The 14,005-nt window shown below is 67.9% G+C and carries 14 protein-coding genes, 1 tRNA gene and 1 pseudogene; 7 read left to right on the top strand and 9 right to left on the bottom strand.

The window, feature by feature from the left end; genetic code table 11:
• Positions 1-113 precede the first annotated feature (113 nt).
• The 3 genes from ACFFGH_RS26730 to ACFFGH_RS26720 all read left to right on the top strand — a co-directional run bounded on the left by ACFFGH_RS26730 (position 114) and on the right by ACFFGH_RS26720 (position 1,962).
• On the top strand, positions 114-386 hold the full coding sequence (locus ACFFGH_RS26730) for a DUF3618 domain-containing protein (protein WP_386674072.1): 273 nt from the start codon (positions 114-116) through the stop codon (positions 384-386).
• On the top strand, positions 379-1,818 hold the full coding sequence (locus tag ACFFGH_RS26725) for a YihY/virulence factor BrkB family protein (protein ID WP_386674071.1): 1,440 nt from the start codon (positions 379-381) through the stop codon (positions 1,816-1,818). Before ACFFGH_RS26730 ends, ACFFGH_RS26725 begins: the two co-directional genes overlap by 8 nt.
• A gap of 60 nt (positions 1,819-1,878) precedes the next feature.
• A tRNA-Leu gene (locus ACFFGH_RS26720) sits at positions 1,879-1,962 on the top strand.
• A 119-nt stretch (positions 1,963-2,081) separates the two neighbouring features.
• On the opposite strand, the gene ACFFGH_RS26715 is transcribed toward ACFFGH_RS26720, so the two are convergent.
• The gene (locus ACFFGH_RS26715; protein ID WP_386674069.1) at positions 2,082-2,531 is read right to left on the bottom strand and encodes an MSMEG_6728 family protein; all 450 of its coding nucleotides are present in this window, start codon (positions 2,529-2,531) and stop codon (positions 2,082-2,084) included.
• A 71-nt stretch (positions 2,532-2,602) separates the two neighbouring features.
• Here ACFFGH_RS26715 and ACFFGH_RS26710 point away from each other — a divergent pair, with 71 nt between their 5' ends.
• A complete protein-coding gene (locus ACFFGH_RS26710) occupies positions 2,603-3,994 on the top strand; it encodes a flavin monoamine oxidase family protein (protein ID WP_386674067.1) in 1,392 nt (463 codons plus the stop codon).
• Positions 3,995-4,032: 38 nt separating this feature from the next.
• Here the strand turns inward: ACFFGH_RS26710 and ACFFGH_RS26705 are convergent, their stop codons facing one another.
• The 7 genes from ACFFGH_RS26705 to ACFFGH_RS26675 form a co-directional block, all read right to left on the bottom strand.
• Positions 4,033-5,325 carry an NAD(P)H-dependent oxidoreductase gene (locus ACFFGH_RS26705; RefSeq protein ID WP_386674065.1) on the bottom strand — a complete coding sequence of 431 codons (1,293 nt, stop codon included), beginning with the start codon at positions 5,323-5,325 and terminating at the stop codon, positions 4,033-4,035.
• Positions 5,322-5,879, bottom strand: coding sequence for a dTDP-4-dehydrorhamnose 3,5-epimerase (gene rfbC, locus ACFFGH_RS26700; RefSeq protein ID WP_386674063.1), 558 nt, complete (start codon positions 5,877-5,879; stop codon positions 5,322-5,324). Before rfbC ends, ACFFGH_RS26705 begins: the two co-directional genes overlap by 4 nt.
• Entirely contained in the window at positions 5,876-6,892 is a 1,017-nt protein-coding gene (locus tag ACFFGH_RS26695) for an NAD-dependent epimerase/dehydratase family protein (RefSeq protein WP_386674061.1), read from the bottom strand. Before ACFFGH_RS26695 ends, rfbC begins: the two co-directional genes overlap by 4 nt.
• Positions 6,893-6,938: 46 nt before the next feature.
• Positions 6,939-7,760 (bottom strand): sugar phosphate nucleotidyltransferase, encoded by an 822-nt coding sequence (locus tag ACFFGH_RS26690; RefSeq protein ID WP_386674059.1) that lies wholly within the window; start codon positions 7,758-7,760, stop codon positions 6,939-6,941.
• Between the two features lie 113 nt (positions 7,761-7,873).
• Entirely contained in the window at positions 7,874-9,070 is a 1,197-nt protein-coding gene (gene lhgD, locus ACFFGH_RS26685; RefSeq protein WP_386674057.1) for an L-2-hydroxyglutarate dehydrogenase, read from the bottom strand.
• 7 nt (positions 9,071-9,077) lie between these two features.
• Positions 9,078-9,875, bottom strand: coding sequence for a Pr6Pr family membrane protein (locus ACFFGH_RS26680; protein WP_386674055.1), 798 nt, complete (start codon positions 9,873-9,875; stop codon positions 9,078-9,080).
• A gap of 28 nt (positions 9,876-9,903) precedes the next feature.
• Positions 9,904-10,731, bottom strand: coding sequence for a CPBP family glutamic-type intramembrane protease (locus tag ACFFGH_RS26675; RefSeq protein WP_386674053.1), 828 nt, complete (start codon positions 10,729-10,731; stop codon positions 9,904-9,906).
• 102 nt (positions 10,732-10,833) lie between these two features.
• Between ACFFGH_RS26675 and ACFFGH_RS26670 the strand changes: the two genes are divergently transcribed.
• Entirely contained in the window at positions 10,834-11,400 is a 567-nt protein-coding gene (locus ACFFGH_RS26670) for a hypothetical protein (RefSeq protein ID WP_386674051.1), read from the top strand.
• Positions 11,401-11,508: 108 nt separating this feature from the next.
• On the opposite strand, the pseudogene ACFFGH_RS26665 reads toward ACFFGH_RS26670, so the two are convergent.
• Positions 11,509-11,976: pseudogene (locus tag ACFFGH_RS26665) on the bottom strand (uracil-DNA glycosylase family protein); the annotation flags it as partial.
• 129 nt (positions 11,977-12,105) lie between these two features.
• Here ACFFGH_RS26665 and ACFFGH_RS26660 point away from each other — a divergent pair.
• Together ACFFGH_RS26660 and ACFFGH_RS26655 are read left to right on the top strand one after the other, a co-directional pair.
• The gene (locus tag ACFFGH_RS26660) at positions 12,106-12,912 is read left to right on the top strand and encodes a hypothetical protein (RefSeq protein ID WP_386674049.1); all 807 of its coding nucleotides are present in this window, start codon (positions 12,106-12,108) and stop codon (positions 12,910-12,912) included.
• A 122-nt stretch (positions 12,913-13,034) separates the two neighbouring features.
• On the top strand, positions 13,035-13,931 hold the full coding sequence (locus ACFFGH_RS26655; protein ID WP_386674047.1) for a UTP--glucose-1-phosphate uridylyltransferase: 897 nt from the start codon (positions 13,035-13,037) through the stop codon (positions 13,929-13,931).
• Positions 13,932-14,005: the final 74 nt, after the last annotated feature.

Genomic DNA, 14,005 nt, shown 5'->3' with positions numbered 1-14,005 from the left:
CAACCGTAACCGGAGGCACACCTGCCGCACCCGCCTGAAAGTGGCCCGGAAGGTTCGTGCGAGCGGGCCGTATGGCAACTGGCCGGGCGTACCGTGGAATCCGAGGAGGCCCCATGCCATCGACAGAGTCCGAACGTCTTCGCCCCGGAGCGGGTCAGAACGAGATCGAGCTGTTCGTCACCAAGACGCGGGACGAGCTCGACAGCACCATGGACGAGCTGCGGGAACGGTTCGATGTGAAGACGCGCTCCAAGCGCGCCGTGGAGAGCTTCCGCCGCGACTACGACAAGAACCCGACGCTGTGGCAGTCGACCGGCGTCGGAATCGTCGCGGTCGGCGCGATCATGGTGGTCATCGCCCTTGTGAAGCGCGGTCAGAATGGCTGAGCAGAACGCGAGCGAGAAGGCTCGGCAGGCGCCGCACCAGGACGACGACCGCAAGCCCGACGAACTCAGCGAGATCAGCAAGCCGTCGTGGAAGTACGTGCTCGGCAAGACGCTGCGCGAGTTCTCCCGCGATCACTGCACGGACCTCGCTGCAGCGCTCACCTACTTCGCGGTGCTCGCGATCTTCCCCGCCCTGATCGCGATGGTCTCGATCCTGGGCCTCTTCGGCGACCCCCAGCAGACGGTGAACGGGCTGCTCGACATCCTCGGCGGGTTCATGAGCTCTGACGTGATCGACGCGGTCCGCGAGCCGATCGGGAATCTGGCCGCCTCACCCGCCGCTGGCATCGGCCTGGTGACGGGTCTGCTCGGTGCGCTCTGGTCGGCCTCTGGCTTCGTCGGCGCGTTCGCGCGTGCGTCGAACCGCATCTTCGAGGTCGAGGAGGGCCGCGGCTTCCTGCAGCTTCGTCCCGTGCAGTTCGGCGTCACGGTGGTGGCGGTGCTGCTGCTCACCGTCGCGGCGGCGCTCATCGTGCTGAGCGGCCCGGTCGCCGAGTCGATCGGCGCCGCCATCGGTCTCGGACCCCAGGCGGTGATGATCTGGGACATCGCAAAGTGGCCGGTCGTGGTGATCATCGCGGTGTTCGTGCTCGCGCTGCTCTACTACGCCGCCCCGAACGTGAAGCAGCCGAAGTTCAAGTGGGTGAGCGTGGGGTCGCTCGTCGCGCTGCTCATCTGGGCACTGGCCACGCTCGGCTTCGGGTTCTACGTGTCGAACTTCGGCAACTACGACGCCACGTACGGATCGCTCGGTGGAGTCATCGCGTTCCTGCTGTGGATCTGGATCTCCAACAACGCGCTGCTGTTCGGTGTCGAACTCGACTCGGAGCTCGAACGCGGCCGTCAGCTTCAGGGCGGGATCGCAGCTGAGGAGATGCTGCAGCTGCCGCCGCGCGGCACCAAGAAGAGCGAGAAGATGGCGGACCAGCGCGCCGCGGACATCCTGCACGGCTACCGGCTGCGGAAGGCTCACGAGGGCAAGGACTACTCCGACGATGACAACGGCGGCGACCAGGATCACAATGGGGACGAGAACGGTTCCCAGACCGCCGGCGCCACCGCCGTGAATGCCGGGAAGGAGAACCGGAACGCCGAGAACAGGGACTCGAAGGAGAGGACCATGAGAGACAAGGGATCGGACGACACCGGCCGCAAGGGGCTCTTCGGCCGGAAGAAGAAGCAGCCGGAGGGGATTCCGAGCCACGGTGCCCGCGACGCCTGGATCAAGGAGAAGATCACACACAGCGATGATCCGCCGGTGCTGCCGGACGGCACGCGGCCGATTCCTCCGGAGCACCACGTCGACCCCGCGGTGATCAACAAGGACACTCGTTTCGCGCCGCACCGGAGCCCCGGCGAACGCGTCGAGTGAACAGGGCTCCGCTCCGGTCGTGCTAATCTCGTACGTCGGTTGGCGACAACCGGATGGCACGCGCGGGTGGCGGAAATGGCAGACGCGCTAGCTTGAGGTGCTAGTGCCCGAAAGGGCGTGGGGGTTCAAGTCCCCCCTCGCGCACGCGTGCAGAACGGCCCCGGAGTTCTCGAACTCCGGGGCCGTTCCCCGTTCCGGGGCTGCCGTTGCCGCGTGTGGGCGACGTCGCAGCGAGCGCCTTCGTCCTGGTCCCTTCGACGGGCTCAGGGACCGAGCTCGTCCTTCGGCACGGGCCACACGTAGGGCAGGTCGGGCGGTGTCCCGGGGAACAGCGGCAGATAGTGCTCCGGGTTCTTCCGGATCAGGTTGGAGCGGTGGCTGAGGTGCAACGCCTCGTTCCCGAACCACGTCGGCTTCTCGAGCTCCTGCTCGGGAATCTCATCCACCTCCGGGGCGAACTCGATCAATTGCGGCCGGACCGTGTCGGAGAAGCCCGCGTCGATCCACGCGTCGGTCATCACGAGCCCGTATTTCGTGAGCGCCGGCACGTAGCCGCGCCACATCCGCGTCGCCGGGTGGTTCTTCCACCCGTAGGTGGGCAGGGTGAGCGCTCGCAGCAACTGGAACGTCTCGACGCGCTGCTTGCCCAGTCTGGAGCGGTCGAGCGCTGCGGCGCTGGCCGCGAAATTCGGGAAGGGCAGGAACGTCTGCACCAGATGAGGCTCCCAGGACAAGCCGAGCGGGCGCTGATGGACGGAAGGGAAGGTGCGTAGGCTGATGCGGGATGGACACTTCGCGCCGCAGCTTCCTGGTCGGGGCCGCGTCCGGCTTCTCGGTGCTGATGCTCGCAGCGTGCACCGATCAGGACCCGCCCCGTCCTACGCCGACGCCCACCGGTGGCGTCGACAATGCGGTGCCGGCACCGCTGGCGTCCGTGCGCACCTCGTGGGGCACGGATCCGTTCTCTCGCGGTTCATCCAGCTTCCTCCCGGTCGGCTCCTCCCCCGCCCAGCGCGTGGTGCTCGCCGAGCCGCTGCAGAACCGCGTCTTCTTCGCCGGTGAAGCGACCTCCTTGGAGCATCCGAACACCGTCCGTGGCGCCCAGGAGTCCGGTGCCCGGGCCGCGGCGGAACTCGACCTCGTCGCGGATGAGGATGAGCGGGTGATCGTGGTCGGCGCCGGAATCGCCGGCGCCACCGCTGCCCGGCGGCTCGCCGACGCGGGATACCAGGTGCAGGTCGTCGAGGCCCGCGACCGCACCGGCGGCCGCATCGTCACCGTGCGGCCGGAGGAGTGGCCGATTCCGCTGCAGCTGGGGGCTGCGTGGGTGCCGGACAGTGAGACCAATGCGCTCCTCGAGCAGCTGACGCTGCTGGGCATCCGGACCGTCGCCGCAGTTGAACCGCCGTTGGCGCTCGCCGGAAGTGGTGAGCCGGTCGACCTGGCGATCGGTTCCACCTCGGTGGCTGACGCCGTCGAGCTCGCCGCGGAGGCGCCCGCCGACCTCTCCCTCACGAGCGCGCTCATCGAGACCGGGGCCGCCGAGTCCGACGACTGGTCGGTGATCGATGCGTACCTCGCTGGGCGAATCGAGGCGGTGCTCGGCGCCGAGGCCGCCGAGGTGTCCGCCTGGTACGGTCTCGAGGAGGTGCCGGAGGCACCAACCTCGCGGTTCGTGCTGGGGAACTTCCAGTCGCTCGTCGACGACGCGCTCGAGGGGGTCGACGTGGCATTCGACACGCCAGTGACGAGCATCTCCTACGACGGCGAGGGAGTGAGCCTTCGCCTCGCGAGCGGCGAATCGGTCAATGCGGACCGGGTCGTCGTCGCCGTGCCGCTCGGCGTGCTGAAGGGCGAAGGTCTCGCCTTCGAGCCTGCACTGCCGTTCGAGCGGCGTGCGGCGATCGCGGAGATCGGCGTGGGCGTGCAGGACGTGGTGTGGCTGCTGTTCGACGAGCCGTTCTGGGAGACCGACGCCGTGCTCTGGAATCTGACCGGCGAGGACGTCGATGTGCCCACCTGGGTGAACCTCGAGCCGCTCAGCGGTTCTCCCGTCCTCGGCGGGCTGATCATCGGCGACAACGCGCAGCGGCTGGGCGAATTGAGCGAGGAGGAACTGATCGCGGCCGCACTCGCGAGCCTCCGTCCGTTCCTGGACTTCGTGCCCGGTTCCTGACAAGGGGGGCTCCACGACGTCATGCCGGGGCTCACCGCTCAGGCTGCGGGAAGCTCCTCCGACTGCTGACGCCTGAGCTCGTCGACCAGCCGGCCTTGGGGCAGCATCACGTCGGCGTAGGTGAGCACCTGATCCTTCTTCACGTCGCGCACCAGGCGGCATCCTTCGGCTACGCCGATCGGAAGCAGGCTCTCCCGTGCGGTGACGTCCGCCCGTTCGGCGACACCGTAGGTGTGATAGCCGCCGAGCCCGTCCAGTTCCGTTCCGGCGGCGAGGTCTGTCTTCGCCGTCGTGAGGACTTCGACCGTCGGTGCACCGAGCGGCGCGAGGGCGGCATCGCCGAAGAGCACCGCCCGGGCGACAGAGTTCGGCACCTCGAAGTGGCAGAGGTGATAGGGCGTGTAGAAGCTGTAAAGGGGACCTTCACCGAGCTTGTACAGATTGAGATAGTGGCGCTGCTTGGGGTCGTCGTGCTTCGCCAGCACGAAGACCCCCGGACCGGGCCGGCTTCCCACCACGTAGTCGACGACACCGCCCACGGCCATGAGCTCATCGGCGTCATAGGCGGTCGTCAGCTCGTCGACGTGCCCGTGGTGATCGGCGCCGCGCATTCCCCGGCGTTCCACCGTCATGCCCGTCGCGTTCGCGACGATGGCCTGCTCGAACGAGACCTTCGTCCCGTCGGCGAAGCTCGTCACCATGTAGGGGTCCTGGCCCCACCGGGCTGCGAACTCCGCCTGGGTGGCGGGTGTCCGGTACTCGTCCTGCAGGCCCTTGATGTTCCCGCATACCAGCGGAGTGAGCCCCATGCCCCGCACGAAGCGGACGAGATTCATCTGAACCACGGGCTGGTCACCGTCCGCACCCGTGAGGACGATTCCGGCATCCCTGGCTCGTTTGCCGAGGATCGGTCCGACGGTGCCGTCGAGCTCGGCGTTGAGCAGGATGACGTGCTTGCGGCTCTCGAGTGCGCTGACGACGACATGGCAGCCGTACTCGACGGCGCCGGTCGCCTCGATGATCGCATCCACCCCGGCCGCCTGAGCTGCCGCTCTATGATCCGTCGTGATCGCCGCGACTCCGTCCGCGATCGCACGATCGAGATCGTCTGCCGAATCGACGCTCCGCACCTCGCGGACACCGGCATCCCGGTACGCTCGCTCGGCCTTCTCGAGGGTGCGGTTGACGATCACGACGAGCCGCATGCCGGGCACGCTGTTCACGATCTGGTTGGTGATGCCCCTGCCCATGAAGCCGGCGCCGACGAGGGCCACCCGGATCGGCTCGCCGCTCGTCTCGCGTCTGGCGAGCAAGCTGTCGATGAGGATCATCGGTCTGCGCCGACCTCGGCTCCGCTCGGCACGAGGAGCGGCCACGAGGCATCCTTCGCAGAGATGACCGACACGGGAAGCCGCCATGGCAGGTTGAGCACCGGATCGTCATACCTCAGCCCGCGCTCAGCGATGGGCGCGTAGGTTCCGCTCACCTGGTAGGTGACCTCCGTGTTGTCCTCGAGGGTCTGGTAGCCGTGGGCGAAATAGGGCGGAACGTACAGGGATCGCCGGTTCTCCGCGGTCAGCTCGACCGCGACGTGCTGCAAGGCAGTCGTCGAATCGGGCCGCATGTCGACGATGATGTCGAGGATCGAGCCGCGAATGCACCGGACCAGCTTCGCCTCGGGATGCGGAGCGATCTGGAAGTGCATGCCGCGAACGGTCCCGGCCAGGTGGTTGAAGGAGGTGTTCGACTGCTCCACCACCGCTTCGAGACCCGCCGCCAGGAACTCCTCCTTATCGAAGGTGCGGGCGAAGAACCCCCGGTCATCGGAGCGGAGCTCGAGGTCGATCACCGCGACGCCTTCGATCGGCGTTCGGCTGATGATCATCCCGCCCGCCAGAAGAGCTTGTCGTCGATCTGCTCCGTCTTGATCAGGTACTCGAGCTGCTTCAGACGGGTGTGGCCACGTCCCGTGAAGGTCGTCTCGTCCAGATCGATCGCGCTGAAGACCCGCTGAAGCTGCTCCGCACCGGATTGCGCATTCCAGTCGCAGGAGAAGCCAGGCAGCTCGCTGGCGATCTTGTCGAACGACACCTCGTAGCTGCGGTTGTCCTCACTTGCGGCGCCGAAGGTCACCTCGGCGCCGGGGAAGGCGGCGCCCACCACCTCGGCGATGTCGCGGACCCGGTAGTTCTGCTCATTCGAGCCGACGTTGAAGACCTGCCCGTGGATCGCGTCCCTGGGCGCCTCGAGCACGCGGCGGATCGCTTTCGCGATGTCGAGGGCATGGACCAGCGGCCGCTTCGGGCTGCCGTCGCTCACCATCGCGATCTTGCCCGTCGTCCACGCCAGCCCAGCGAGGTTGTTCAGGACGATGTCGAACCGCATCCTCGGCGACGCCCCGAACGCCGTCGCATTCCGCAGCATGGTCGGTGAGAAGCCATCACCCGCGAGCGGTGCCAGATCCCGCTCCACGAGCGCCTTGCACTCGGCGTATGCGGTCTGCGGGTTCAACGCGGACGTCTCGTCCACCACACCCTCGGCAACGCCGTACACGCTGCAGGAGGACATGTAGACGAAGCGTTCGACGCCCGCCTCCTTCGCCAGCTTGGCGAGCCGGATCGACCCCTGGTGATTCACCTCATAGGTGATGGTCGGCGACAGCTGACCAAGGGGATCATTGCTGAGTTCTGCCATGTGCACCACAGCGTCGATGCCGGCGAAGTCGTAGTGCTGCACGTCACGGACGTCCTTGACCAGGGTCCGGGGTGTCGTGTCCAGCCCGTTGTAGAGCCAGCCTGCCTTGTAGAACCCTGTGTCGACCCCGAGCACGTCGTGGCCGTCGCGGAGGAGCTCTGTGGCCAGCAGACAGCCGAGGTAGCCCTCGGTGCCCGTCACCATGACCCTCATTCGGCGTCTCCCGCCATCCCGATCATCCGGAGCTGCATCACTCCCAGACCTTCCATTCCGCTGTGCCGGCGTCCCACAGCTGGTTCAGCTCGGTCCAGTCCCGGAAGGTGTCCATCCCCATCCAGAAGCCCTCGTGCTTGTAGATTCCGAGGCCGCCATCGGCGGCGAGCCGCTGCAGCGGCTCCTTCTCGAGGAACACGTTCGGGTCCTCACCGATGTACTGGTCCACCATCTCCCGCTTGAACGCGAAGAATCCGCCCGAGACCCAGCCTTCAGCCATGGTCGGCTTCTCGTTGAACTCGGCGACGTCATCACCGTCGATCCTCATCTCGCCGAAGCGGCTCGTCGGGTGAACCCCCGTCACGGTGCCGGTCTTGCCGGACCCCAGGTGCTGCTCGAACTGCCGTGAGATGTCCACCGACCCGATGCCGTCGCCATACGTGAGGAGGAAGTGCGGCTGGTCCAGGTACTTGTCCGCCTTCTTGATCCTCCCGCCGGTCCCGGAGGTCAGGCCTGTCTCGACGAGGGTGACCTCCCAGTCCTCGGCCTGTGCGATCCCGTGCCAGTCGGGCTCCGAGTTGTCGGAGAGCTTGATCGTGAAGTCGCGGGAGTGCCTGCTGTACTCCATGAAGAAGCGGCGGATCTCATCGCCCTTGTAGCCCAGCGCGAGCACGAATCGACGGAAGCCGTGCTGACCGTAGATCTTCATGATGTGCCAGAGAATCGGCTTCCCGCCGATGTCGATGAGCGGCTTGGGCAGCTTCTCGCTGGTCTCCCGGATCCTGGTTCCCATACCGCCGCACAGAATGACGACGGGAATCTCGGCCGGGTCGTACGCGGGCGTCGGGTTGTCCGCCACGGGTTCCTCCATCGGTTCGGGTCAGGTGTCTGCTCGAGTCTCTCGAATCAACACACCGCGGGTCGCCGAGCATACACGGTCCGTCAAGCCGTCTGTCGAATGATTGTCAGGGATCACGCCACGGAGATGTAATTGTCGAGCAGGTGATCGGCGATCGACATCGCCGAGGTGGCGGCCGGCGAGGGTGCGTTTCGGAGCAACGTCACCGATCCGATCTGTTCCACGACGAAGTCGTCGACGAGCGATCCGTCTCTCGCCCAAGCCTGCGCTCGTACCCCGGATGCGGTCTTCTCGGTCAGGTCCGACATGCGCAGCTCCGGCACGAAGCGTCGTGCCTCGCGGAAGTACAGCGGCTTGATCAGCGACGAAGAGATCTCCTTGGCACCCATCCGCCAATGCTGACGAGCGAGCCTGGGTGCTCCGGGCCAGGTGAGCGACTCCCAGGTGTCCTTCACGGAGATCTTGAGCCAGCGGTAGCCCTCTCGGGCCAGCGCGGGCACCGCGTTCGGACCCACGTGGATGCTGTCATCGACGCCGCGCGTGAAATGTACCCCGAGGAACGGGAATCGAGGATCCGGAACGGGGTAGATCATGCCGCGCACGAGATCGGCCCGCGCGGGATCGAGGGCCCAGTACTCGCCTCGGAAGGGAAGGATTTTCGGCGACGGCGAGGCCCCGATGAACCGTGCCACGACGTCTGACTGGAGTCCGGCACAGACGACCACCCGGTCGAAGACGTGCTCTGCGCTCCGCGTCAGCACCCGGACGCTCGCGCCGTCCTGGACCATCCCGGTGACCTCCTGGCCCAGGAGCACCGCGCCGCCCGCGGTCCTGACGTCGTCGGCCAGTGCAGCGGTGATGGCGGTGTAGTCCACGGCCGCCGTGTGCGGCGAGTGCAGGCCCGCGACGCCGGCGACATGAGGCTCGATCTCGCGCATCTCGTCCGGCTGCACCCGGCGCAGCCCTAACACCTGGTTCGCGATCGACCGCTGCTCGATCCTGGCGAGCGCAGGAAGCTCGTCCTCGGTCACCGCGACCACCAGCTTGCCCACCTCCCGGTACGGCAATCCTCTTTCCAGGCAGTAGTCGCGCGTCGCGATCCGGCCGAGGGCGCACAGCTTCGCCTTCAGGGATCCGGGCGGGTAATAGAGGCCGGCGTGCACCACCCCGGAGTTGTGCCCGGTCTGGTGCTGCGCGAGCGCGTGCTCCTTCTCGAGCACCGTCACCTCACCGGCGCCGCGGAGGGCGAGGGCCCGCGCCACGGCGACTCCGACGATTCCGCCGCCGACGATTCCGATCCGCTCGATCACTCGGCCTTCACCGCCTCGACGTGTCGCGGCCAGCGTCACCGGCGGCTTCTGGGGATCGATTCGTCACAGGAGTCACAGGAGTCACAGGAGTCAGAGTAGCCAGGGGCGGCGGAGATTCCACAGCGTGGGTCGCGGAGACTCGGAGCGCCGGCCTTCGCCGTGTCTTCGCGAGGTTCGCCCCGATGGGCAGGATCACCCGGCTCCCCAGATTCAGCGTGGTCGCAGCGGCAGCGAAGAGTGCGAGTGCCAGTGAGCTGTACGTGGCGAACTCGCCGATGCTGCTCAGCTGACCCGGGTCGAGGAAGAAGTACGGATACCAGCCCACGATCGAGCCGCGCACCATCGTCACCGCGCCCCAGATGAGCGGGTACAGCAGCACCAGATAGCTGAACCGCCACGGCACCCGGTGTCTGCCCGGGGAGAGCAGCCAATCGGCGAGGGCGAACCCGGGGATCCAGAAGTGCAGCAGCTGATCCGACCACGGCACGTCCAGGCGGTAGTCCCGCTCAGCGGCCTGCGCCGCCAGCAGCCCGAACACGATGCCGGCGACCACCAGGTAGCTCGTGATCAGCATCCGCGCCGCGCTCGCCCACCCCGGCTCGCGGATGCCCCGGAGCATCGTCACCCCGCCCGCCGCGAACATGAGGACCGCCGCGATGTTGGTCTGGTGGGTGAGGTAGCCGAGGTAATTGCCGACGCTGAACGTGATGAAGCCCTGGCCGTAGAAGAACCGGCCGATCAGCGCAGCGACGCCGGTCGCCGCCGCAGCGAGGCGCAGCACGCCGATCGCTGTGGCCCCCTTCACCGCGCGAACGCTTCCGACGGGGCCGTCATCAATACAGGAAGATCGCGAACCATTCGCGGTTGTGGGCGTGGATGAGCACCAGGAACAGCACGAAGTCGAACAGCAGGTGGACCGCGACGATGTAGCTCAGCGACTTGGTGAGCCGGAAGGTGTAGCCCTGCAGCAGCGCGAACGGGTAGATGAGCAGCGGGCCCCACGCGTGGAAGCCGAGCTCCCAGAGGAAGGAGGTGAACAGGGCCGCTTGCAGCAGGTTCGCCAGCCAGAACGGCACGTGCCGCCGGAACAGCGCGAACGCCGTGCAGATGAAGAACAGCTCGTCCCAGATGCCGAGGGCGTTGGTGCCGAGGAAGAGGCGTCCCACCTCGCTCGCGCTCGAGGCGTCCGGCCAGTTCTGGTAGACACCGGAGTGGATCATGTACCAGGGCAGGATCAGGTAGCCGAGCACGATGACGAGACCGAGGTAGAGCCACTCCGGTCTCCCCCACCGCTTGCCGGTGAGCACCGGGAACCGCACGGCGTGGTCTCGGAACACCCACCGCGAGATCGCGTAGGGGGCGCCGACCGCGACGATCATCGCGGATCCCATGATCAGCATGTGGTCCCAGCTGATGTCGGTCGTGATGGGCACGAGACTCATCGTGACGACGCCGAGCCCGACCAGCAGCTGGTCGCGGAACAGGGAGCGGTCGATCAGGAACGCGAGTATGAGTGAGGCGACGAGCACTGCGTATCCGGCGATCCGCGCCTCGAACGCGAAGATCGCGACCCCGGACGCCACGAAGAGCACGAGCGGGGCGATCCGCCAGCTGGCGGCGACGTCCTGGCGCTCGCCGCGGTCGAGGATCTGCTGGGTCACGGCTCAAGACTACGTTCGTCGGGGCCGTTCCTGGCCCAGCGTACGTGCAGGCGGGCGGAGCAGAGTGCTTCCAACACCCCAGCAGCCGATGGAGGCCCCGCCATGTCCAGTCGAACGACGTTCTTTCGAAGCCTGCACGATGTCGGGCTCGCCGCCTGGTTCGGCGGCAACCTGATGGGCGCCGTCGGGCTCAACGGCGCCGCAGCCAAAGCGCGCGATCCGCGGGAGCGGCTCTCCCTGTCGTCGATCGGCTGGGCAAGATGGGCGCCGGTGCAGCTCGTTGCGATGGTGATCCACGGAATCGGCGGGATCGCGCTCATCGTGGACAACAAGGCGCGGCTGTCCGCGCAGCGGGAGGCCCGCATCAACACCGCGGTGAAGAGCGCGGTGACGTTCGCCGCGATCGGCACCACGGCGGCCTCCGCGGTGGTGGGCGCGAAGATGGCGTCCAACGCCGACGAGGGCACCCGCGGCGTGACGGAGCCGGACGAATCGTCGCCGGATGACCTGGCCGCGGCGCAGCGCCTGCAGAAGGTGCTGCAGTGGGCGACTCCCGTGCTGACCGGTGTGCTTCTCGTGCTCGCAGCCCAGCAGGGCGAGCAGCAGCGTCCCTTCGCCGGCCTCCTGAACGCCAAGCACAGCCTGCTCTCCCGCTTCGCCCGCCGCTGAGAACCTCGGTTCCCGAGCTCCTATCCCAGCGCGCCCGCCGCAACCCGCAGATCCGCGCACAGTTCCTCGAACGCGACCTCCCACTCCGGGCCTCCCCCGGAGCCGCAGCACCGCGGACGGATGCACCGTCAGCAGCACCGCCGGGCCTGCCTGCCCCTCGAGCAGTCGTCCGCGCTCGGCGCTCACCTTGACGGTCCGCCCCAGCACCGCCCGCCCTGCCGTCGCGCCCAGAGCCACCACCACGCGCGGTGCGACCAGGTCGAGCTCCGTCGCGAGCCACGGCCGGCACGCCACGATGTGCGGCACTGCGGGCGACTTGTGGATACGGCGCTTGCCCCGCTCCTCGAACCGGAAGTGCTTCACCACATTCGTCACGTAGGTCTCCGTCGGGTCGATCCCCGCCGCCTCGCGCGCCTCGTTCAGCACCCGCCCGGCAGGGCCGGCGTAGGGCACCGCCTGGGTGGCGGGCGCCCACAGCTCACACCCACGGCACGCATCCACGGCGATCCGGAGGTCTTCGACGGTCGGGTCGGCCGGAATCCAGTGTTCCGCCCCCGGGCGCTCGATGTCGGCCATACCGCCTCCTCGTGCACTGGCTTCCGGCTGGCGATCTGGCGGAGTTCAGGATCGGGCCCTGCGAGTCAGTACAATGGGAAGCATTTTCCCAGTCGAAGGGTCACAATTGGAGCAATCGAAGGAGCTCCCGTGTCGGTCAGGGCCCGAGTCGGCATGCTCGCGGCGCTCGGCGCCGCGGCATCGCTGCTGCTCGTCGCCGCCCTGACGCAGGCGGTCTCGGAGGAGTCGCGCATCTCGGCGGAGCGGACCGCCGCCGATCGGGAGTCGACCTACGTGCCGCTCGAGGGCATCCCGATGAGGGACCCTCTCGGAGGCGGCGAGGCGACGCCGGCGACGGACGGCGTTGGCGGCGCCATCGAGCGCGAGGAGACGCGGCAGCCCACGGTGCCGGACCGTGTGCCGTGGAGCGTTCCGCGACAGCGGGTGCCACACACCGACCCCTATCTCGACAAGCAGAACAGCCCACACGTCGGCGGGCAGAACGGAGCGGCCGAGCGCCAGCCGAAACCCCCGACGCCGCCAGGCGAGGGGCCGAGTGGCGGGAACGCTGCCGGCGGTGCGCCGGTCGCGGAGCCGACCACCGAACCGGATGCTGCGACCGGAGAAGACGGTGCCGCGGCGGCTCCCCCCAGCGAGCCCGTCGACGGCGCTACCGCCCCCCGTCGAGACGGCACGACGGCCGGGCGCGGCGACGATCAGACCGGGACGGATGGGAACGGTGCCACGCCGGTTCCCGCTCCCCCGGCGGCGCCGGACACCGGCGCGGTCGGCGGCGGAGCCACGAGCGGGGACCGCGGCCGCGCTGAAGGGCCACCGGCAGACCTGCCGCCCACCGACGTGATCGAGGGCATCGAGCCGCCGCCTGCCGAGCTTCTGCCTCCTCCAGAGACCACGGTTGAAACGACGCCGACACCCGCAACCGAGCCGGCGCCCTGATCAGCGGGGTCGCACCCGTTCGCGCCCGAATCGAGGCCCAGGCTCCGCTATTCGGCCGAAAACGCCCCCAGACCTGGGGTATTCGTTACACCGGCGACACACGGTGTGGCTACCCTGCCTGCATGACCCGAATTCGAAAGGCCGTCATCCCTGCCGCCGGCCTTGGCACCCGATTCCTGCCCGCGACCAAAGCAATGCCCAAAGAGATGCTTCCGGTCGTCGACAAGCCAGCGATCCAATACGTCGTCGAGGAGGCGGTCGGCGCGGGCCTCACCGACGTCCTGATGATCACCGGACGCAACAAGAGCGCGCTGGAGAACCACTTCGACCGCGTCACCGAGCTGGAGGCGACCCTCGTGCTGAAGGGCGACGTCGACCGGCTCGAGAAGGTGATGCACTCCAGCAACCTGGCGGATCTGCACTACGTGCGACAGGGCGACCCGCTCGGCCTCGGCCACGCGGTTCTTCGGTCGAAGATGCACGTCGGCCGCGAGCCGTTCGCCGTGCTGCTCGGTGATGACCTCATCGACGCCCGCGACCCGCTGCTGTCGCGGATGATCGACGAGTCCGAGCGCACCGGAGGCAGCGTGGTCGCGCTGCTCGAGGTTGCCCCGGAGATGGCCCATCTCTACGGGATCGCAACGGTCGAGGCGACCGGCACCGACGACCTCGTGCGAATCACCGGCCTCGTCGAGAAGCCGGCCACCGGCACGGCCGCCTCGAACTATGCGGTCATCGGCCGGTACGTGCTCCAGCCTGAGGTGTTCGACGTGCTGGAGAACACCAAGCCAGGCAAGGGGAACGAGATCCAGCTGACCGACGCGCTGCAGACGATGGCGGCGGACCCGGCGGGTGGCGGCGTGTACGGACTCGTCTTCCGCGGCCGGCGATACGACACCGGTGACCGGCTCGACTACATCAAGGCGATCGTGCAGCTCGCCTGCGAGCGGGAAGACCTCGGGCGTGAGTTCCGGCCGTGGCTGGCCGGTTTTGTGGCGGATTCGCTCGTGAGTCGTTGATTCCTCGATAGTGGCTTCGGGCGGCTTCGTTCCGCATGAGCGCAGCCGTGACGCGAGTGGCCGTCCGTGTGGGC

The sequence above is a fragment of the Lysobacter korlensis genome (assembly GCF_042434515.1).
This window is presented reverse-complemented; position numbering and strand designations above follow the sequence as displayed.

Coding starts and splice junctions, on each gene's coding strand:
- ACFFGH_RS26710 (WP_386674067.1), top strand. CDS start 2,603: ATGGACACTTCGCGCCGCAGCTTCCTGGTCGGGGCCGCGTCCGGCTTC.
- ACFFGH_RS26695 (WP_386674061.1), bottom strand. CDS start 6,892: ATGGTGACGGGCACCGAGGGCTACCTCGGCTGTCTGCTGGCCACAGAG.
- ACFFGH_RS26730 (WP_386674072.1), top strand. CDS start 114: ATGCCATCGACAGAGTCCGAACGTCTTCGCCCCGGAGCGGGTCAGAAC.
- ACFFGH_RS26670 (WP_386674051.1), top strand. CDS start 10,834: ATGTCCAGTCGAACGACGTTCTTTCGAAGCCTGCACGATGTCGGGCTC.
- ACFFGH_RS26655 (WP_386674047.1), top strand. CDS start 13,035: ATGACCCGAATTCGAAAGGCCGTCATCCCTGCCGCCGGCCTTGGCACC.
- ACFFGH_RS26725 (WP_386674071.1), top strand. CDS start 379: ATGGCTGAGCAGAACGCGAGCGAGAAGGCTCGGCAGGCGCCGCACCAG.
- rfbC (WP_386674063.1), bottom strand. CDS start 5,879: ATGATCATCAGCCGAACGCCGATCGAAGGCGTCGCGGTGATCGACCTC.
- ACFFGH_RS26705 (WP_386674065.1), bottom strand. CDS start 5,325: ATGATCCTCATCGACAGCTTGCTCGCCAGACGCGAGACGAGCGGCGAG.